Source organism: Dehalogenimonas etheniformans, assembly GCF_014672715.2.
Classification (GTDB): domain Bacteria; phylum Chloroflexota; class Dehalococcoidia; order Dehalococcoidales; family Dehalococcoidaceae; genus Dehalogenimonas; species Dehalogenimonas etheniformans.
Genome location: NZ_CP058566.2, coordinates 453,839 through 472,877 on the forward strand (window position 1 = coordinate 453,839; position 19,039 = coordinate 472,877).

Here is a 19,039-nt window from a genome sequence, read left to right on the forward strand (position 1 = left end):
TTATACAATCTAACAATTAGTTGATATCAACGGATATTTTTTGGGGAACGGTTCTAGGCAGAGTGGTAAGGACAACAATGTACTGACCAATTGGATAGATTAAGTGAACCTTTTTTGTTAATGCTCTACCAACCAGGGCAGTTCCTGAGCCCGTTTTACCCAATCAGTTACCGCTGACGTAAAGGGCATGCGCCTGACCAGTTTTTTCTGCATATTGATCTCGATCAATTTTTCAAGCAGGTTTTCCGGCTTGCGCTGGGCAAGTTCTTTCACGGTATCGACGCCGGCGGCTTTAAGCAGGTCGCTGAATTCCTCGCCAACCCCCTTGATCCGGAACAGGTCAGCCCGGTTTACCCATTCCAGAATCAGCGCATCACTGATCATAGTCATTTCGGCGAGTTCTTTCCGGCCTGTGCGGGTCGCGCCCTTTTCTAAAAGCCCCTCAACCGTTTTGATACCCACGGCATTGAGTTTCTCGGCCAACGTGGGGTCGATGCATTCTATCTTAGACAAGCGGGTGACCTTGTTAGCCGTTTTATGTTCTAGCATTTCCGGAACGAATTTCGTGCCGCGAATCGGTGTAGTTAATAGGTTTCCTATTGAAACCCCTAGTTGTTCAGCCATAGCCTGAAGCGTACTGAACCTCGGCGAAAACTGACCATTTTCGATCCTAATCTCGGTTTGTCTGCTTATATGAGCCCTTTTGGCGAACTCGGCTTGACTTAATCCAAGTGCTTTTCGTTGACTACGAATTCTCTCACCCAAAGACTCTCGGCCTTCTTGAGCAATGATTTCAGATCTATGCCGATAGGTTGTGTCGCAGAAATTGCGCACGAAGTCCCATGGGAGTTCTATAGAATCGTTAATAATTATCTCGAATGGTGTTTTTAACTCAACTTTGTGAACATCTTTTAGACCATTGATTTCGGGAATCTCTCGGAAGGGTATAATACCTGTACACCCATCTGCAAAGGTGCACAAGATTCCCTCTTCATTTACCAAGGCTCTTACGATAATACGTTCAGACTTATCAAAGGTAGCCACCGATTTCGCAATTTTCATCATCTACTTACCTCTTGTGAATGGAGTCCCATTGTTGTCTAATCGTTATTACATGTTTCGCATAGGCTGAACAGATATCGCTACGCTCTCCTGAAGGAGGGGTTTCCATGAAGTTACCTCCGTTAAGTTCGATTCTGACTTGATCGTCATCGAATTTGATGTGTACGTGCGGCGGTTCATAAGCGAGTTCCCTAGTGTGAATGATAAAGGTGTATTTACCTTCTCGGGCAATAATCATTTCTTTGTTAATGTACCACTAATGTTACACCGAATCAAGACGAAAACGATATATTCTTGCTTATCCGCGTGAACAATCGTCAGAATTGTTGGATGCTTTTCTTTGAACGACCTCTGGTACCCCGGTGCGATTCGAACACGTGACAGAATCCCAGCATATTGATGCCGGTAAACTACAACCTTGACGATGGGTTGTCAATACTAACGAATTAATCCTGCGATTACTACGGAGAAATGTATTTGGGTACCGCTGACGTCTCTACTTAAAACTTCTTCGCGAAAAAGTTTGTCCACTTTGATGGGACTGTTTTGCCCCCTTGCACGTCTTATACTTGTGTCACAGTATAAGGGGCTTGACCCTAAAAAAGGAGAGGACGATGAGCCATCACAGTGACATGGACAACCACGCGGACCAGATGAACCCGAACAACGACGCTTATTGGGAATCAAGGGGGTACGATGAGCGCCCGGATGATTGGGAGGACCGCATCGCCGAAGACGAAAGCCACCAGAACGACAATGATACCTCGGCTCTGAACCACTAACAATCGGATGGCGGCGGAGTCCGTTCGCAATTGCCTGCAGCGGACTCTGCCGCTATCATTAAACCCAACGGAGTTTTCAATATGAAAGATTCCTACCATCTCCCATACAGCGGCCAGATCATCGGCGAGGTTTTCAAAGCGCTTCGGGCGCCTTATCCGAGGTTTATCAAAAAGGAGGCGCAGCGATTATTCCGCGGGGAAAGGATTGATGACGCACCGAGGAAGGACATCCTCTTCACCCTTGCGGAAGCAATGGTCGATAGTAACCTCATCCCTTATCCTGAGATCTTTAAAGAAGCCTTTGTCTGCCGGTGGGGAACTAAAAACATGCTCGTTCAGGGCATATCTGAATACGCCGGGCGATGGGATGCCCTTTGTTCGAAGCTGAGATATTGGGTTATTCCAAAGTCCAAGAAGGACGCAGTGTTGTTGGGTTGCTTCCGGCTGGCAACGGTTGACCTGGCACTGCGTTTGGCATCATTTCGCCATCTATCCAAACTACCGCCCTTGGAACAAGTTATTCCCCTTTGGGCAAAGCGCGGCGGAAACATCTTATTCCTTAAAAGGTTGAAAGAACGTTGTATCGAATGGCCATCAAACGACGAGTTATTCAAGGATGTAGGCGCGGCAAACGAAAAAACCAAGGTCAATTGGTTCTATCATGGCCGCAGGCCATCCCAGGAATACATCATCGGTTTGGCCGCAGCCTTTTCGAAGCGAATTCCAGGTGCCAGCGTAGAAGATATCGCAATCGAGATCAACAGGCATTATGCCCTCTCGGCTTTATGTGAACGCATAGCTTTTCAAATCGGTTGGGACAGGGTGTTGGAGTTGGTCGGCGCTTTGTACCACCAAACCGCACGCATCCAAAGGCTTTTCGCCGAGGATCCCAAACCTATTGAAGAATACTACACAAGACATGTCATCCATCTCTTCTCCGGCGCACAGCAATCTTGTCGGGCACCCTGGCTCAAGCGATTATGGGAAACCGAAAAAGACCGCGAGTGGAAAAAGGACTACATATTCGTTGAGCGCGATTGGGCTTCGCGACTAATCCAAGTGAATTTCCGTTTTGTCGGCGAAAGTGTTTTGGATCGGAGTGATTGGGGATCAGTTTTCAATAGCGCTCCCGATGAAGTCACGCCCGTCGCCACACATTTCTCCGCTCTGGCGGTTGACCAGACAATAGACGATGAATTCCTGTATTGGGAAAAATCAGAATTTAACGAAATACCGGTCGAACGACGTCTGGAGAGAAAACTCAGGAAACAAATCGAAGCGCATCCCGAAAGCGCTAAAGCCCATCTACACCTCGGCGTGGTGCTGGGAGATAACCCATGGGCTTCTGACCGCATCTCCGAGGGCTTTAAAGAGTGTTTGAAAGCTATTCAACTGCGCCCCACCTGGGATTTGCCCAGAATCGAAGCAGCGATAATGTTCCTTAACTGCAAGCAATATAACGAAGCACTGGCTATTGTGGAAGAAGCGGCTGCCGTTTTATCAAAGATGACCTCGCGATTGGCTTATGCAACGGCTTTCTGCCTGATGGCTAAAAAGGAATTTCTCGCTGCACTAGAAAAATTTGAACTAGCAATAGCATTGAAGCCCGATCTTGCTTTGGCGCTCGATAATGCCGCTTTTTGCGCGTTCCACTCAGGTCTCGCGGGTAAAGGTAGAACACTCGCCAGGCGTGCCCGTCAACATGGGATTTCAGATACTTACGACCTGTATGATGTGGGCGGTTGGAAGCGTAGGTTCCAACAAAGAGGGATCGAGCCTCTATGTAGGACCATCCCTTGTCCCGAGAAGAATTGCGCGTTTCGGGATTAGAAGCCAAATATCAAATTGACTCCGAAAATGTTCCTTTGTCGGGACCCTCAGCTTTGATGATATCTAGCTTTGAAGGAGAGGGACCTTTATTGCACAATACGTCAATAGGTATAAATTTATAACAACGATTGGAATTGTTATCCGTCCCAGAAGATTTCATCATCGACGTAATGACACTCGAATATTCGATGGTGCAACATAAAATCGAGAACAAATTATGTCAGCGCCACCAGCTTGTTGACTATCACCACCAGCACCATGATCGCACCGAGAGTAACTAGAGAAATTACTAAGATGTTTGCAAAGGTTCTGGGTTTTTTGTCATTTTGCGTTTCGGCCATATTCCAAGGAGTCCTTTCCGAACTTTGAGAACAATTTCCATGACGGCGCCGACTGGACACAGGTAATGGCACCAGAAATTATAGATAAACATTGATGCTGTTAAAGCGAAAATCATCAACACCCACTGATCTGCTGTGCCTCTTAAGCTGAACAAAACGTTCCAAGGTTCAAAAACCGATACAGATGGGGTTTTAAGCGCCAAAACCAGGAACAGGGCGACAAATAAAAGGACATAACGAGTGTTATGCAAAATCTTGAACAATTTTGGGTTTGGATGAACGCTAGCGCCAAAGGCTAAATGAAATAACTCCTGAACTGCCACATAAGGACACAACCAGAAGCAGTAGTAGTTTTTACCCAAGATAACTGCCAGACCAATAACACCGAAAACCATAACATAGATGATAAAAAAGGTTTGAATGTGGGGCGAATAACCTACGAGCCATGAGGCAATGTTGGTTAGAGACAGCGGTACCGACAACCAAAGCCCGACCACCACGAAACCATAGGTAAGAGTAAGGACGCGCGGCCAACTGTGTTTCCGTAATTTTGGCAGAGTTCTGGCGAGTACTACCGCAAACAAGCCAAGAAATAAGCCAATATCTGGAAGTCCGATTTGAATGGGTTCGGCGGGACCAGTATAAGGGTTCCCCAGATAATCAGCTAAAACGAAGCGCCCACTACGTACCCCGATTGCCACACCATTTGAGGAGACCGTGGATCCGGTGGCCGCATCGACATCGGAAGAAATTTGCAGGGGTTCGCTATAAGAGCGCCCGATGTATTGTTTGAAAAAGCCTGTCTTACCAAGAACTTTCCACCAGGGTAAGTCTTCGTGGTGTTGGGGTACGGTAACCGATGTGATCACACCGCTGGCAGTCCAGCCAACCATCACTGTCATCGGACCGCCATAGCCAGGGCTGGTGGCTCCAGTAATCAGACCTAAGGTCTTGCCGGAGTTATCTTTTGCATCATATAGAATGGTATCTGCTGACGTCTGTAATACGGTAAATGTTTTGGCCCCTGGAATGACCCCCGGGAGAAAACGTTCATAGCCGGATAACCCCCGGCTTAGCTGCCCGTAAAATCCTGCACTGATGAGGGCAATGACTGCACCTGCAACGAGTAATTTCTTGCCATGTTGCAACCAGAAACTCTTCCGAGAAGGAGGGTTATCCAATAACTCTTCTATCCATACGTCTTCGCCAACAATAGCACCTCTAAATCGCCAGAGTAAAATGGTTGTGATGCTCGGCTTTGGTCGAGGTAGCCGGTGAGGTCTTTTAAGCCCAGTTTAAATGTTTTCATAAGGCGAAGAGAGCGTCTAGCGTCACAACTGCCGGTCTTGGATCCCGCCGAATCGGTGAAGCCTTGGAAGATCGATCGCATCCTGACATTCCATTCAGGACTGACTTATGGGTGGTAAAAACACGGTTCTTATCCATTTGGGCACATCTCGCTGATTGGTATGATAGTTGTGACGTCGTAGGAGATCGATAGACAGGACGTAGGCTTGACGCGCCCCAGTCTCAAAATGGGATTGACGTCGAGGAGACTGTGTTCGCTCTTGAAAGCATTCTGGATAAAAATGGTGCCGAATGATGGACGAGGACGCATGCGCAACTGAACCCAATCTCAATGCCACATTGATGAATCAATGCCGCTTATTCTCGGCAACGCAGGAAATTGTACTTCAATTCCAAACAAAAAGAGGGGCACGTTACACAGAATGGGGAGGCGTTACAGTATATCCTATCCCGCGATGATTAAGAATAATCTTGGGGAGGTCTGAATCATACTCTATTTTTTTTCGTAACCGGCAGATATAATTTTTTATATTATCTGAGGTCTCTGGAACTGATTCACCCCAAAGTATCTCAGCGAGTTCGTTTTTTGTAACCACTTTGCCTGCTTTTTGTATTAAATGGTAAAAGAGCCTTCCTTCGAAAGACGTCAGCATTATTTTTTTTGATCTTACAAATAGTTCATTAATAGAAGCGCCAAAATGAATGTCGCCACAAGTTATTGTTAAATCCTCCCCATTTAACGTTCGTTTCTTTAAACACGCCTTTATTCTCGCTATTAATTCCATTTGTCTGAATGGTTTGATAAGATAATCGTTTGCGTCTAATTGAAAAGCTTTGACCAAAGCCGTTTCTTCTGCGCGTACAGTAATAATAATAACGGGGATACTTGAAAATAGCCGTATCTGCCGTAGAACATCGTAACCATCTAGATCGGGTAGCCCAAGATCCAATAATATTATATCGGGAGATTGGGTTTCTACTAATTCTATGCCCTTCCGGCCTTGTGGTGTCGATATGACCTTAATATCAGCCCAGACAAGGCGTAGAACGCAATTAAGCGTATCAACAATATTTGGGTCATCTTCAATGATTAGGATCTTCATTCTTATTTTACTATCAGAGCATTACTGATAATGGGTAAAGTAAAATATAATGCAAAACCATTATTTTCCTGGCTTACGACCCAGATTTTACCCCCATGTAGTTGGATGATTGACTTAGCGAGTGATAATCCAATACCTAAACCACTTGATAAATGGTTGCGTGCAGATTTGTAGGGTTGAAATATATCTTGATGTTTTTGTTGAGGGATACCCAGCCCATTATCTTTTATACTAAAAATTAATTTTTTTTCTAAAAGACTGGTTTCTATTGCTATTTCGGAATCGATGCCCGAATATTTTATGGCATTGTCCAATAAATTCATTATCACTTGTTTTATGCGCTGTTTATCGCCGACTACATTAATATAATTGTTAGAAAGGTTTGTCTTAATGATTTGCCCATTCTTTTCTGCAGCTGATTTAAAATATTTTACTGCCTCTCCAATTGTCTTGTTTAAGTCGAATGGTTCTATCTTAAGGGTTAAGACCCCTGCCTCACCTCGAGCAAGATCTAATAACTCCTCTATCCTGCCGCTCAAGTCATCCACGCCGCGATGGATACAGTTTATCAATGGAAGCATTTCTTTCCCACTTCGGTGGTTTACCAGGGCATCAGATGCTAAAATTATTGGTGTCAATGGGGTTTTCAATTCATGTACTAGTGCATGAGTAAACTCTATTCTATTCTTGAGTTCTCTTTCAAGGGCGGCTCGATATTTCATCTCTTTTTGATACATTATGGCCAATTTATCTTCTGTACGTTTTCTTTCCGTAATATTCTCCAATTTTCCCAAAAAGAAGGCATTTACTGCACCATATTTTGTGTATTTAGGAAAGATGCTCTCTTTTATCCAAATGTAGCTACCGCTCTTGTTTTTAATTTTGTACTCCATGGTTAAAGGAAGTTGAATTCCTTGCGTTAAACACCGAGAAATATACGTAAAGCGTTGTTGCGTAATCTTTTGAAATACATCCTTGTCAGGATACATAATATTGTCGGGATCAGAATGATATAATTCGCAGAATCTACTTTGGTGAAAACCAATAAAATCATAAATACTTGGGCTCACAAATGCTAGTTTATTTTGAAATATATCGATTTGAAATTCTACTTCATTAGTATTACGAATTGATTTAATTTCTCTTTTATCGGTGTTGTCAATTTGAGTACTAATGATACTTTTGGACTGCGAATTTGCAGTATTAATACCGTTTAACAAAAGTTGTTTAAATTCATTCAGATTGCAATCAACAATATCATATGGAACATGAAATTCTTCCGCAAAAGAAGCAACCTCCGAATCGAGTGGCTTATCCTTCTCGAATCTGCAAGCAACGATTTTATCGGTATGACAATAATTTACGATATTGTAATTCGGCGAATATGCGCCATAAGATATAAATGTCTCGTTACGCCAGGTATTGCATAGTGCATTCCTCAGTAACCAACAACCATTTTTTATATAACTGATAGCCTTCTGTTTGCCCAGCAACATCTCCCAGCAATTATCGCCTTCAAGTTTAGAAACGCGCCCAGAATAATCTTCAAGAATTTTAGGAATTTCAGAATGACAGTATCCATATGCAATTAAAGTCATCTTGTTTTCTAAACATGATTGATCAAACACATGTCTAATTAGTTCAGGTGACACATTGAAGAGACAGGCAGGAACGAGTGGGTATATTTTATATTCATATTGGTTGCCAAGACTCTGTTTAACGTGGTTGAGTATAAAAGCACAACTTATTATTCCGATGCGGTCATTCATTGTACATCTACTCCTAGTGAATCGATCAAATTGGGCAAATCCTGAGGGAAAATAAAACCCGGCAATTTATCAGCCAATGTGGGCTTCAAAGTGAATACTATTCCTCCAGCATAATAACGAGTGTTAATTAATTCCAATTCAGGAATCCTTTTTTGTATCAGATCAACGTAACAAAATGTGGAAAAACTAAATATAACCGCGGGCGAATTAGTTAAGTTTAATTCTTTGATTAACGTATCAATATCGACATCAGAATTGATATTTATTAGTGTTGTTTCAAGCATGCGTGTTTTGAGAAAAACCTGGGTCAAGAAAGCACCCATTGTGAGAACAGGAGAAAAGTAACATATTAGGATAGGCTTCTTGTTAGTTGCGGTAACCATGGCACTGTTTAATCGCTTGTTAATCGCATCAACGATTATAAAAAGGTGATACGGAATTAGCGATTTATTTTGCCAAGTTTCAATAGCCATATCTAAAAGTGATCGTAACTCTAATAGCGTATACGTCTCATTTTCAGGGAGATCTTCGACTAATCTTGAAAAAGGCTCGGCCAAAGAGTTGTTAGTATTTGCTAGATCAAACATAAACTCTCGTCTGAAAAACTAAACTGAGTTGGATTATAATCCCTGGCACTAACAGGAGCAAGTATTTGAATTCATAATTGGCTAGCTATAATCGCTTAACTCAGTGTCGTTGTACCTATGAATGATACGAAATGCAAGGAATAATTGGAATTAAGAAAGCTGGAATGCACCCCGTTTTAACTGGACAGATGTATAAGCTATAGTCAGGCCACTGGAAAGGTGGCCAAAGTGGCATGAATCGGAGAATCTGATCCACCGAGGAAAAGGTAGCTATTGTTCTAGAGATGGCCAAGGGGGAGGACCCTGAAGAGGCCGTCTGCGCGCGACATAGAGTAAGCGCCACCCATGCCTATCGCTAGCAGGAGCAGTTCTTGGCCGGCGTCCGCGCCGCCCTGGCTGACAAGCGCATCAAAGAGATTTCAGAACCGAGTGCTTGAATGAAAGCTGGTTTTATCCTTGGATAATGCCACACAGAGAGGTGAAACCTGGAAAGATGAGTAAAGCAGGTGCCGGTCAGGTAGATCTTTGGGAGCATTCTACCAGTTGAGTTTGCCAGTTGGCGGAACTAATAATCGGAAAACATCCTTTTATAACTGCGCCAAAGACGGAGTTACAAAAATAAAGACTAAACAAAGAATAATTATTAACCTATCCATTTCGGTTGTGTGGGGCATATCCGTAATGTATAATCCAGACTATTAAAGCATTATATCCATTTGGACAGAATTATGCATAATATTGATGTCATATGAAGTTATTGTGGGACATTTTGGTGCATCAGGATAATTATCCACTTGTTATCGCTATTATCGCTGGGTTTTTATTAGCACCTTTAGCAACATACACCCAGCCATTCATCGTACCATTTCTTGTCATAACCTTAACATTATCTATTAGTAATGTGGACTTATCCAAATTGGTTTTAAAATCATTGGTTAAGCCTATCACAATGGCACTTTTCCTTAACTTCATCGTCCTCGGCGGTGCGATTGTTCTATTCGGGCATTTGTTTACTGACGACTACAACTTGAGGGCCGGTTTTTTGGTACTTGCTGTTGCTCCCGCTTCGTTAGCAATACCATTATTCACACATAAATTGAAGGGAAACTCCTTCTATTCTTTCGTGGGAATAGCAAGCTGTTTTTTAGCCTCAATAATTTTACTCCCATTAATTATCAAGGCTAGATTTGGGAATGAGATAGATTCCAGAGATCTTCTCATTACGCTAGGACAATTAATTGTCCTACCATTGATTCTCTCTCAGTTGCGTTATTTAAGTAATATTTGGAAGCGGACCGAAAGTTACCATCGACAGATTATTAATTGGTGCATCGCAATTATATGTTTTTCCATGATTGGTATTAATAGGGATATGATATTCACCTTTCCCAAATACGTGGTTGCCCCTTTCCTTGTTGCAGTAATAACAACATTTGGCTTGGGGTACCTTATACTAACTTTCGGTAAAAAGTTATTGATTAATGAATCCAGTATTGTCAGCATGGTGCTATTAGGTACTATGAAAAAATGGGCTTTGGCTAGTGTAATAGCTTTTAAATTATTCGAACCTATAGCTACGTTACCTGCGGTGTTTGGGATTGTGATAGGATTTATATTCTTTATCTGGCTTAATATTCGAAAAGCATGGGTAGAACAATACAATAAAATCCAGACACCCGGGTTAAAATAACCCGGGTGTCTGGATGTCTACACGAATGATTAAGACTAATCTGATGTTCTTTTACGCCGCGATATCGAATTGTAAAGAGAATAGGCAACGAGCATTGCGATTACACCAAAGAATACAGCGGCAATCCATGTACCAGATGACACCCTCTCAATCGCAAAATCGAATGTGAGAAGAGTGCCGAACCCAATCCACACTAGTAACATCACAATCGTTAAGTAATGCCACCAAGAAACATAGAACCTTTTATTAACCACATATAGTCCAGCCGCAACTGAAACAAGAATCATTCCGCCGAGGAATAATATTGCACTCATTTTAAACTCCCCTTTCGTTATTCAAATCTAAGCTCTCCATGGAGCCCATTCATCGCTTGAATGCCATGGTTGCCATGGCGGAGCATCTTTTCCTCTGGGGTACTCCCCATAACTCATCTCTGCTATTTTTACCATGGCAGGTGCTAAAGCCGGTATGCTAGCAAAAAAACGGCCAAAATCATGCGCAGGTGTATTTGGAGCGCTCCAGGGGCACACGCTAACGCAAAATTGGCAGCCATAAGAAGTCCTTTGTTGCATGCATTTTAGCCCGTCGTATTCCCACTTATATGACCCGTTTATCAAAGTTGGTTCAGCATCGTTACCGATTACTTGGGCGACACAGTTCTTCGAGCATCTTCCACAGACCTTACAGAATTCTAGAAGACCAAAATCTATGGGTTTATCAGGCATTAAGGGGGCATTTGTCACAACGATTACGGTACGCAAGCCAGCCCCCCAAGGAGCAATCGCTAAACCAATGCGGCCTGCTTCAGCTAGGCCTGCCCGGACGGCAAAGGGTGTTTCACAACAATCTTCATCGGCAATGATCATGCCATAGGCTTCATAACCTAAGCCCCGGATAGTCGATTCCATATATTTCGCAAAAACATCTTGATCACTGCACGTCGTTGCTGTTGAAGCATTAGCAAGAGGTCCAACGCCAGCTCTGTGTGTTGGCAAACTAACGAAGATACTCATTACGATGGCATATTTATAAGGGTATGGCCAAGCAACTGGTCTGCCTGGGTCGACCCAACCTTTTGGTCGATAACCGCGTAACGTACCGGAGGTGGCAGCTATTTTGTAGAAAAATGGCTTCATCTTGTCATCAATTGCACAGACCCGAGCTTGATCTACCCCAAACCAATGTGCAACATTTTTTAACTTGATTGTCATTTCTTCGGCGCTCAACTCGACCTTTGTTGCCGCGACGGGTAGCTTGATCCAGTTATTTTCGGACGTGTTTACGTGCCAATGATCTGAAGCCATCACCATGGCTGTTCCAAATCGATAGTCATACATTTGATCTGGGGTTAATGTGGCTAACCATTTGTTTTTATTGTCAACAGCATCTTTGGCAATTTGTCCCCATTCCCCTGTCCAATCCTGATTTGTCACGGCGTTACCAACAGCTTGAAAACCGTCTTGTCGTCCATCAGTAAACGCCTGATATTTGCCATAAATCTTGGTTGCCCCCAAAACAAGTTCAGATGGCACTATTTCCGTTGTCCCTAAGGAGTTGGGAGTATCATCGATTTCCTTGACCCACCAAGGGTAATCGGATGGGTATTGCGGAAGGTATGGGTCCTTAAGCCTGCTGCCAATCATGTCTTGATTGCTACCTGGAACCTCTGTCATTGCTGTCGTTGTGGCAAATACCGCACCAGCTATTCCTGCCCCACCCGCAATTTTTAAAAAATCTCTGCGACTGAAAGACTTCTGCCTTTCATTTAGCTTTTCCTTGACGAGCATTTTATTGTTCCTTCCATTATTCATTAACTAGATGTACCCCTTGAATTTCTCTGGTCCTATCCAAACGTGCGTATCATTTGTACAACATCTTTAGTATTTCATTAGATGTTGTTCCGGTCTCTCCCGGATGCCACTTGCATATCTTCCTCGCTTTAAAATATATTTGGCATTCTTATCATAGGAAGTAGCTGATAAATGTAGCCTCTTTAATCTCCACGCGTTGAATGTATATCTTTAACGTGTAATCTCCTCCTTCTTATTACTTGAGTCGAAATTTTGTGGGTCTCTCCTGTAATCATTTTCATTTGGCCTCACTTTTTGTTTAACATCTGAATTTTCAAACCAGAAAATATTCCCAGGCCATGAACACAATCTGCGATGAATGGTTGCATTTCCCTTCAGGTAAGAGATTGAGGAACTTCACCGTATCACTTGAAGCTCCATCGAGTTTCGCTTGATGGACCAACTCAAGGTTGTTGATCGGGTAGGTCATGTCTCTGGCGCAGGCTTCGATATCACCAAAACTCAGGTCCGTAAATTTAACCGCTTTCGTAATATTTCCACTTACGTCCCCCTTTTGTCTCGCCAGTAGCATTGTCATATCGCTGCTCTCCTCTCTTTCTCTGCATCGAACCAACAATCTACCAGTTGAATTCCGGTTTCACTCATGCTCAAAGGCTGCAAATCCCGGCTCCTATCCCTGTAAACAGTGATTCCTTTGAGACCTTGTTCAAAAGCCATGTTGAACACTCGCGCAATATCATCTCTGGTGGCGTTTTTGGGGAAATTGACTGTTTTTGATACGGCGCTATCAGTATGTCGCTGAAAGGCGGCCTGAATCCGCACGTGCCAGTCAGGAGTAACCCTATGGGCGGTAACGAAGATCTTCCTGACATCCTCTGGGATCTCGGTACGGCTGTGGAGGTGATTATTAGTCACTAGCTGCTCTATGAGCTCTTGGGTGAAGAAACCCCTGGCTTTAGCCACCTCTTCGAAGTAGGGGTTGATCTCAAGCAGGTTCTCTCCGTCTAAAATGTTCCGGACGAAAACCGAAGCGAAGATCGGCTCTATGCCACTGGACACACCGGCGATGATCGAGAGAGTACCGGTGGGGGCAATGGTAGTGCAGCAGGCATTCCGCATAAGGATGTTGTGTCTGGCATAAAGGCTATCACCCCAGGCGGGGAAGTTACCGCGTTCCTTGGCTAATTGCTGGGAGGTTTCGTGGGCGGTGTCGGTGACAAACTCCATTAAACTCTCAGCCACGGCGATGGCTTTAGTGGAGTTGTAGGGGATACCCAGCCGCAAGAGCATATCGGCAAAACCCATGACCCCCAAGCCAATTTTCCTGGTGCGTTTGGTGGCACACTCTATTTCAGGTACTGGGAAACGGTTGATGTCAATAACATTATCGAGAAATCTGACCGCTAGGGGTACGATATGTGCTAGCTTATCGAAGTCGATCTCTAGGCCATCACCCGAATCTTTCAACATTTTGACAAGGTTAATTGAACCGAGATTAGTCGATTCATAGGAGAGGAGAGACTGCTCACCACAACCGGTGATAGCCGAGAGTTGGCCAAGGCTGGGAGTTGGGTTGTCGCGGTTAATCCGGTCGATGAAAGCTAATCCTGGATCTCCGGTTCTCCATGCCTGATCCACAATCCGACCAAATACTTCCCTGGCTGAGAGCCAACGGGTAATCTTATGGGTGTGGGGATCGATAAGCGGATAGTCACCATTAGCTTTCACCTGAGCCATAAAGTGATCGGAAACAGCAACCGAGTTGTAGAAGTTGGTAAGGGTATTGGGGTCAGCTTTAGCGATGACGAAATCAAGGATGTCCGGATGATCGACTGATAGGACCATCGAATTGCAGCCGCGCCTGACTCCCCCTTGGCGAATATAGTCAGCCGAGCTTGAGAGGACATTCGCCAGGGCTACCGGACCGCCAGCTGCATATGGCCGCCCGTTTACACTGCTACCCTTTGGCCTAAGAGCCGAGAGGTCGAAACCGATGCCCCCGCCACTTTTATGAATGATGGCGGTGTGCTTAACTGTATCAAACGTCTCTTCAACCGAATCTGGCACAGGCAATACGAAACAGGACGACAGTGTACCGGATCGTGTGCCAGCATTAAGTATGGTTGGTGAGTTCGGGAGAAATTCCATGGATGCCATCAGGTCGAAGAATTCGTTTTCTATTGTTTGAACATTTGCAGCTGTATCGTAGAAGAGTTCGGCTCGGGTTACTGAGTGGGCAACTCTCCTGAACATCTCCTCCGAGGTTTCAGTGACTTCACCTCGATTGTTTCGACGTAGATAACGTTTTTCCAATACCCTAAGAGCATTAGTAGAGAGATTCGGTTTAACTTTGCAGGCAGGTTCAAAGACTTCAAGCATGCAGTATCACAACCCTCCGGAAATAAATCTGCTGGGGAACGTGACCATAAAGTTCACATCAGAAGCGGTATAACAGCCCTGGGGTAGGCAATATAGTAGGTGCAAAAGGTCAGTAGGTATTCCGTTGGATTCTGCACGGTGGACTAGGCAATCCTTCGTTATCGGAGCCTGAACCCGTTCAAAGATCGATTCAATTTCCTTAACATCCTTCATCGATTCCCTCTGCCCAACTTTTTCAATATGGCAAGCGCTGCAATGAACCCCGATTACACCCAGGGAGCCCACGGGAGGGGTTTCACAGCTATTAAGCCGGGTTGGTCGCAACAACCCGACACCCTGGTTTCCCCCACCGCGGCACTTGCAATATCTCCGATGGTTAAATACGAATATCGGAAAGTCTTACAAATCATCATTATCTAAGATCGTTTGTCTTTCGCTTCAACCATCTATTTCCTGTTTAAAGTTTGAGGTTGTTCTATCAGAGGCTATTGCATCCATACGGTTAAATTGCATATTCAAGATAAACTGTCTAAGTTTAGACAGATTATTCAACCATGATGAATTATGCCGATAATTCAATTTTAGTTCAGATAAAATTGTTAGAGAGGCTGGTCTCAGAGTTTCGTTTTCAAGCCTGAGCATAAATTTTTTTCGATTCATCATGCCGAGTGCTCCAAACCGTGGAATTAACTTAGCTGCTAGTATCATAACAAATGAATGTGTTATTACAGGTAAACAAAAGTACTAATTAAGTAAGAATAGGCAAGATAAAGGTAAATTGAATAACGATAACCGATGTCGAGGTCGAACATCGTTAGGTATCCAAATGCTATTGTCTTTTATCACTGGAAGGAGAGACGATACGGTAGCCTGGGAGCCATCTAAAGTGCGTTGCTTGAAACAACTCTGGGAGGAAAACAGGCGATGGAATCAGATGACGGCAGATCTTTCAAGTGATAATCATATATTGCAAGATTAACTCTCAGGAAATTATTGAAGCCTGCTCACAAGCGCGCTCTGAAAGTTCATCTGCGCGAGGATAATTAGGTTGGCGAAAGGAATCTGTCGAATGGTTATGATCAGAGGGGCTTCTTGTTGCATCGGGCTAGGGGTAGGTTTTCATAGAATTCGACCCAATAGCACGAAGGTTAGTAAAAGCAGGAATGGCGGTCCGCGTCTTAATGATAACATCAAACTTGGCATCTCGTCCCATCTCACATCCAACAATCTTTGATTGAACAAAATCTGCTTTTGTTCAACTTGCTTACCATAGACTGGTTCACGGGCGACAACGGACAATAGGCCTACGCAGGGTCTACTCCGTGATAAAAGGGGAAATTGGTGAAGCTGGGAAGGTAGGTCGTACCAGGTCACTCCGGTGTGGTCAAAATGGTCAATACTTTTAGTTGCCTGGAGATGGTAAGTAGTCCCCACGTTAAAGGTTGAAACTTAATTTTAGGACACCAGGAAAGTGGTTGCCAGGACGGTGGATTTACAGGTCATTTGAAAGCACACGGTTGAACACCGACCGAATTTTGACTAAAAAATGACCAGCGGGAAATAATGGCTGGTTGAATGAAATATTCTACTTCTGTTTAGTTTCAGTTACGGGATATGAGAACAGCGCCTGCTGTGTAGTCGCTTTGTGGATCGATGCGAAATGGGTTTCAGGGGATTATCAGATTGGTTGTACCTGTGAGAAATCGCCTGATGAATTTCAGCAATTTGGTTTCCATCAACGATTCGGTAATGTTGTTTAGATCACCTAAAGGTACGCCATTTTCAGCCCGGTTTTTTAGAAGGTGGAGAGCGGCGAAAAGACCAGGCCATTTTACCCACCCCGGTCCAGTGGGCATCTCGGATTCGGGAATAATGGAAAAGGTAGAAATGTTCACAACCCAATCGACTTCTCCTCGTGCCTGGACGCCCTGGTGGGCAACACCTAATCCGGCGGAGAAAGCTCCATTCTTATTATGGGTGATCAAAGCCGTACCTACGAATCCAATCCCGGATTCGAGAAGAACAGGCCCTAATCCTATGCCATCTTTCCAAAAAGCCCGCAAACCGCGCCCCGCAGCGATTGTTTTGCGCCTGCTTTCCAGAACTTTAATCAGGATTGTGACCTTGGCAACTTCAGCCTGTTTTCGGGTTAAAGATAACACCTGGGAGTTGGTGGCCGCCCGTTCCCTGATCTGGGTCAGGTTCTTTTTAAAACCAGATAGCTCACTTTCCCAGACCTCCAGAGTCACGGTTGTTGGCCCATCCGGCGTTTTACTTCATCGACCAGTTTAGCCAGTTCAGTGGCTGATTGTTCACTCGTCTTCTGAATAGCAGTTTCCTCACCGACAGCGATGCCGGTCACAATCGCATTCTCCATCAGTAACATGAGGTCTTTCCCTACACCGTTAACGTAACCTTCAATCGTAGACGCGGCTTTTTCGGCGGACTGGGTGATCAAACCCGATGCGTTAGCACAACTTGCTTTAATTTCCCCGTTCAGGGTAGCCTTTTGGGATTCAAGCGAGGCGATCTCACCAGTCAGAGTGGAAGCCTGAATATGTAATTCTTTCAGGTGCTGCTGTTTGCTTTCCATCGCCGACTTAAGACCGGATAGACCCCCGAACTCGTGCAAGGTTTCAAAAAAAATGGCCTTGATTTCTTCCGGGCCTAGGTTTTGTTCGGCGGCCAGGTCTTTAACAAGGTCCTTGATTTGGAGGAGGTGAGTCTCCGACAGCCCGATCTGCTTGAGCGTTTGAAGCGTTGCTTCCCGCCCACCGATCTCAGATACCAGTTGGGCATTTTTAGTCATGAGGCCGGCATTCTCCTTCAGGAGATAGTCTCGAATGCCCTTTTCAGCGCATGCCAACTCATTCATCTTTTTTAAATCAGCCTGGGATTTGGCTATCTGGGTGTTTAATTTGGCTTCATTGGCCTGTGAAACCTTAAGGGTGGATTCAAGTGACGCCATGTTGGTAACGAGGTTGACCTTTTGTTGCTCCAAAGATTGAATTTCAACTTCAAGTTTTTTCTTGTTGGCAGCAAGATCGGAATATTTCTTGATGAGCTCGGGGAATGACAGGTTCTCGGTTTTCTCCAGGTCGTGAAGATGTAGTGCCGCCAGGAGAAACTCATCGGCCGGAAACCCGTTTTGGGAGTGCTTTTTTACCAGGTTAGCCCACTCGTTCAATTGCGTCATGCCAATGCCTAGTTCGTAGCATCGCTGAAATAGAAGTGTTCCCAGGTAAGCCTGAGCAGGACCAAGATTGTTTTTCTTTAACTGCAGGGAAAGTTGGCGCAGAGTGCCGATTTCTTCGGTTGGTAAACCCGGTATTTGAAGTTTTCCGGTAACAAGGTCATCGGTGACACCGACGATGCTGCCATGCGAGAACGTGGTCTTGTTCTTAATTTCATCTACAGTGTCGCCCAATAGGTAATGTTTAGCGACGTCGAGTTTTTCTTCTAAGGTATGCGCCATAATCGTCCTCCGTCACGAAATCGTTCATTATCATCTAGTCTGTTCCCTCGAGTTCGAACAATCCCTGCAGGTATATCAGGCGCCGATATCCGGCGTCGGTGATTTGGTACCAGAAGCCCTTCGGCACCGCCTGATTGCGGTGCCTTGCGAGCAAGCCCTGCCGGTGGTAGCGCCGTAGAAGCTCAGAGGCGTTGGTGATGCTCAGGTCACAAGCGATGGCGACTTCCCACGACACATACCAGGAGTAAGCTCCACCGTTGTAGAGAAATTCCAGGACCTGTACTTTGCGGTAGTTTCGCATTTGATTTGACTAGGCTCCAAGAAATGGCAATACTTGGTCTTGACAAGTATGTATAATGTATAATACATTGATGTACATGTAGTGTCAATATAACGAAAGAGGTCAAAGATGCAAGAAATCCCATTCAGCGTGCCCGTATCCGGTACCGTCAAAATTGACGGCAGTTCGATCACCATCACCATCAACAGATCGGAAACCTTCATTTCGTTCGAACCCGAAACCCCGGCCGGGGCCAGGCATTCTGCCCTGGAGCGGGGCAGAACAACTTATGACGTTATTCTTGAGAGCGCAAGGGAGTTTATTCGAAGAAATGGCTACAACCGGTTTTTAGCCCCTGAACTCTACGATATCGCCCATGAAAAATACCCGGAACTGAAAAAGAATTCGTTCTTAACCCGGGTGATCTCAAGCTCACCAAACCATCCTTCCTACAAATACTACAGTTCGCGGCGGGATTATTTCGTTCATATGATTAATGGGATTTATCAGCTTGATGCGAAATATGTGGTGAAGGACAACGGTGAAACAGGGAATCCGAATGGAGCCTCGTTATTTATGAACCGAGATTGATGATGTTGTATTCAGAGCAAGGAGGAGGTTT

General features: G+C 44.6%; 15 protein-coding genes. 4 read left to right on the forward strand and 11 right to left on the reverse strand.

Annotated elements, in window-relative coordinates:
* Positions 1 to 117: 117 nt before the first annotated feature.
* Entirely contained in the window at positions 118 to 1,065 is a 948-nt protein-coding gene (locus tag HX448_RS10650; protein ID WP_102330571.1) for a DUF4332 domain-containing protein, read from the reverse strand.
* A 611-nt stretch (positions 1,066 to 1,676) separates the two neighbouring features.
* On the opposite strand from HX448_RS10650, the gene HX448_RS02345 reads away from it, so the two are divergent.
* Both HX448_RS02345 and HX448_RS02350 read left to right on the forward strand, forming a co-directional pair.
* Positions 1,677 to 1,844: a hypothetical protein gene (locus HX448_RS02345; protein WP_190259896.1), complete on the forward strand. Its 168-nt coding sequence runs from the start codon at positions 1,677 to 1,679 to the stop codon at positions 1,842 to 1,844.
* A gap of 81 nt (positions 1,845 to 1,925) precedes the next feature.
* Positions 1,926 to 3,674: a hypothetical protein gene (locus tag HX448_RS02350; protein WP_162485959.1), complete on the forward strand. Its 1,749-nt coding sequence runs from the start codon at positions 1,926 to 1,928 to the stop codon at positions 3,672 to 3,674.
* A gap of 289 nt (positions 3,675 to 3,963) precedes the next feature.
* Here HX448_RS02350 and HX448_RS02355 read toward each other — a convergent pair whose 3' ends face one another.
* The 4 genes from HX448_RS02355 to HX448_RS02370 form a co-directional block, all read right to left on the reverse strand.
* The gene (locus HX448_RS02355; RefSeq protein WP_162485960.1) at positions 3,964 to 5,196 is read right to left on the reverse strand and encodes a 4Fe-4S binding protein; all 1,233 of its coding nucleotides are present in this window, start codon (positions 5,194 to 5,196) and stop codon (positions 3,964 to 3,966) included.
* Between the two features lie 540 nt (positions 5,197 to 5,736).
* A complete protein-coding gene (locus HX448_RS02360) occupies positions 5,737 to 6,426 on the reverse strand; it encodes a response regulator transcription factor (RefSeq protein ID WP_102330575.1) in 690 nt (229 codons plus the stop codon).
* Positions 6,427 to 6,428: 2 nt separating this feature from the next.
* Positions 6,429 to 8,195, reverse strand: a complete 1,767-nt coding sequence (locus tag HX448_RS02365; RefSeq protein WP_102330576.1) for a PAS domain-containing sensor histidine kinase — start codon at positions 8,193 to 8,195, stop codon at positions 6,429 to 6,431.
* Positions 8,192 to 8,782: a hypothetical protein gene (locus HX448_RS02370; RefSeq protein WP_102330577.1), complete on the reverse strand. Its 591-nt coding sequence runs from the start codon at positions 8,780 to 8,782 to the stop codon at positions 8,192 to 8,194. Before HX448_RS02370 ends, HX448_RS02365 begins: the two co-directional genes overlap by 4 nt.
* 748 nt (positions 8,783 to 9,530) lie before the next feature.
* On the opposite strand from HX448_RS02370, the gene HX448_RS02375 reads away from it, so the two are divergent.
* Complete coding sequence (locus HX448_RS02375) at positions 9,531 to 10,472, forward strand: bile acid:sodium symporter family protein (RefSeq protein WP_102330578.1); 942 nt, start codon at positions 9,531 to 9,533, stop codon at positions 10,470 to 10,472.
* Positions 10,473 to 10,813: 341 nt separating this feature from the next.
* On the opposite strand, the gene HX448_RS02380 is transcribed toward HX448_RS02375, so the two are convergent.
* The 6 genes from HX448_RS02380 to HX448_RS02405 form a co-directional block, all read right to left on the reverse strand.
* The gene (locus HX448_RS02380; protein ID WP_162485961.1) at positions 10,814 to 12,259 is read right to left on the reverse strand and encodes a twin-arginine translocation signal domain-containing protein; all 1,446 of its coding nucleotides are present in this window, start codon (positions 12,257 to 12,259) and stop codon (positions 10,814 to 10,816) included.
* A 337-nt stretch (positions 12,260 to 12,596) separates the two neighbouring features.
* A complete protein-coding gene (locus HX448_RS02385) occupies positions 12,597 to 12,860 on the reverse strand; it encodes a hypothetical protein (RefSeq protein WP_102330581.1) in 264 nt (87 codons plus the stop codon).
* Positions 12,857 to 14,662 carry an adenosylcobalamin-dependent ribonucleoside-diphosphate reductase gene (locus HX448_RS02390; protein ID WP_102330582.1) on the reverse strand — a complete coding sequence of 602 codons (1,806 nt, stop codon included), beginning with the start codon at positions 14,660 to 14,662 and terminating at the stop codon, positions 12,857 to 12,859. Before HX448_RS02390 ends, HX448_RS02385 begins: the two co-directional genes overlap by 4 nt.
* 1,667 nt (positions 14,663 to 16,329) lie before the next feature.
* Positions 16,330 to 16,911 (reverse strand): hypothetical protein, encoded by a 582-nt coding sequence (locus tag HX448_RS02395; protein WP_102330583.1) that lies wholly within the window; start codon positions 16,909 to 16,911, stop codon positions 16,330 to 16,332.
* Entirely contained in the window at positions 16,908 to 18,137 is a 1,230-nt protein-coding gene (locus HX448_RS02400; protein WP_102330584.1) for a hypothetical protein, read from the reverse strand. Before HX448_RS02400 ends, HX448_RS02395 begins: the two co-directional genes overlap by 4 nt.
* A 34-nt stretch (positions 18,138 to 18,171) precedes the next feature.
* Entirely contained in the window at positions 18,172 to 18,438 is a 267-nt protein-coding gene (locus HX448_RS02405; RefSeq protein ID WP_102330585.1) for a hypothetical protein, read from the reverse strand.
* 108 nt (positions 18,439 to 18,546) lie between these two features.
* Here HX448_RS02405 and HX448_RS02410 point away from each other — a divergent pair, with 108 nt between their 5' ends.
* Positions 18,547 to 19,008 (forward strand): hypothetical protein, encoded by a 462-nt coding sequence (locus HX448_RS02410; protein ID WP_102330586.1) that lies wholly within the window; start codon positions 18,547 to 18,549, stop codon positions 19,006 to 19,008.
* Positions 19,009 to 19,039: the final 31 nt, after the last annotated feature.

Bases quoted from the DNA above. Each gene is read 5' to 3' on its own strand.
- HX448_RS10650 (WP_102330571.1), bottom strand. From the start codon at position 1,065: ATGATGAAAATTGCGAAATCGGTGGCTACCTTTGATAAGTCTGAACGT.
- HX448_RS02345 (WP_190259896.1), top strand. From the start codon at position 1,677: ATGAGCCATCACAGTGACATGGACAACCACGCGGACCAGATGAACCCG.
- HX448_RS02350 (WP_162485959.1), top strand. From the start codon at position 1,926: ATGAAAGATTCCTACCATCTCCCATACAGCGGCCAGATCATCGGCGAG.
- HX448_RS02360 (WP_102330575.1), bottom strand. From the start codon at position 6,426: ATGAAGATCCTAATCATTGAAGATGACCCAAATATTGTTGATACGCTT.
- HX448_RS02365 (WP_102330576.1), bottom strand. From the start codon at position 8,195: ATGAATGACCGCATCGGAATAATAAGTTGTGCTTTTATACTCAACCAC.
- HX448_RS02370 (WP_102330577.1), bottom strand. From the start codon at position 8,782: ATGTTTGATCTAGCAAATACTAACAACTCTTTGGCCGAGCCTTTTTCA.
- HX448_RS02375 (WP_102330578.1), top strand. From the start codon at position 9,531: ATGAAGTTATTGTGGGACATTTTGGTGCATCAGGATAATTATCCACTT.
- HX448_RS02380 (WP_162485961.1), bottom strand. From the start codon at position 12,259: ATGCTCGTCAAGGAAAAGCTAAATGAAAGGCAGAAGTCTTTCAGTCGC.
- HX448_RS02385 (WP_102330581.1), bottom strand. From the start codon at position 12,860: ATGACAATGCTACTGGCGAGACAAAAGGGGGACGTAAGTGGAAATATT.
- HX448_RS02390 (WP_102330582.1), bottom strand. From the start codon at position 14,662: ATGCTTGAAGTCTTTGAACCTGCCTGCAAAGTTAAACCGAATCTCTCT.
- HX448_RS02400 (WP_102330584.1), bottom strand. From the start codon at position 18,137: ATGGCGCATACCTTAGAAGAAAAACTCGACGTCGCTAAACATTACCTA.
- HX448_RS02405 (WP_102330585.1), bottom strand. From the start codon at position 18,438: ATGCGAAACTACCGCAAAGTACAGGTCCTGGAATTTCTCTACAACGGT.
- HX448_RS02410 (WP_102330586.1), top strand. From the start codon at position 18,547: ATGCAAGAAATCCCATTCAGCGTGCCCGTATCCGGTACCGTCAAAATT.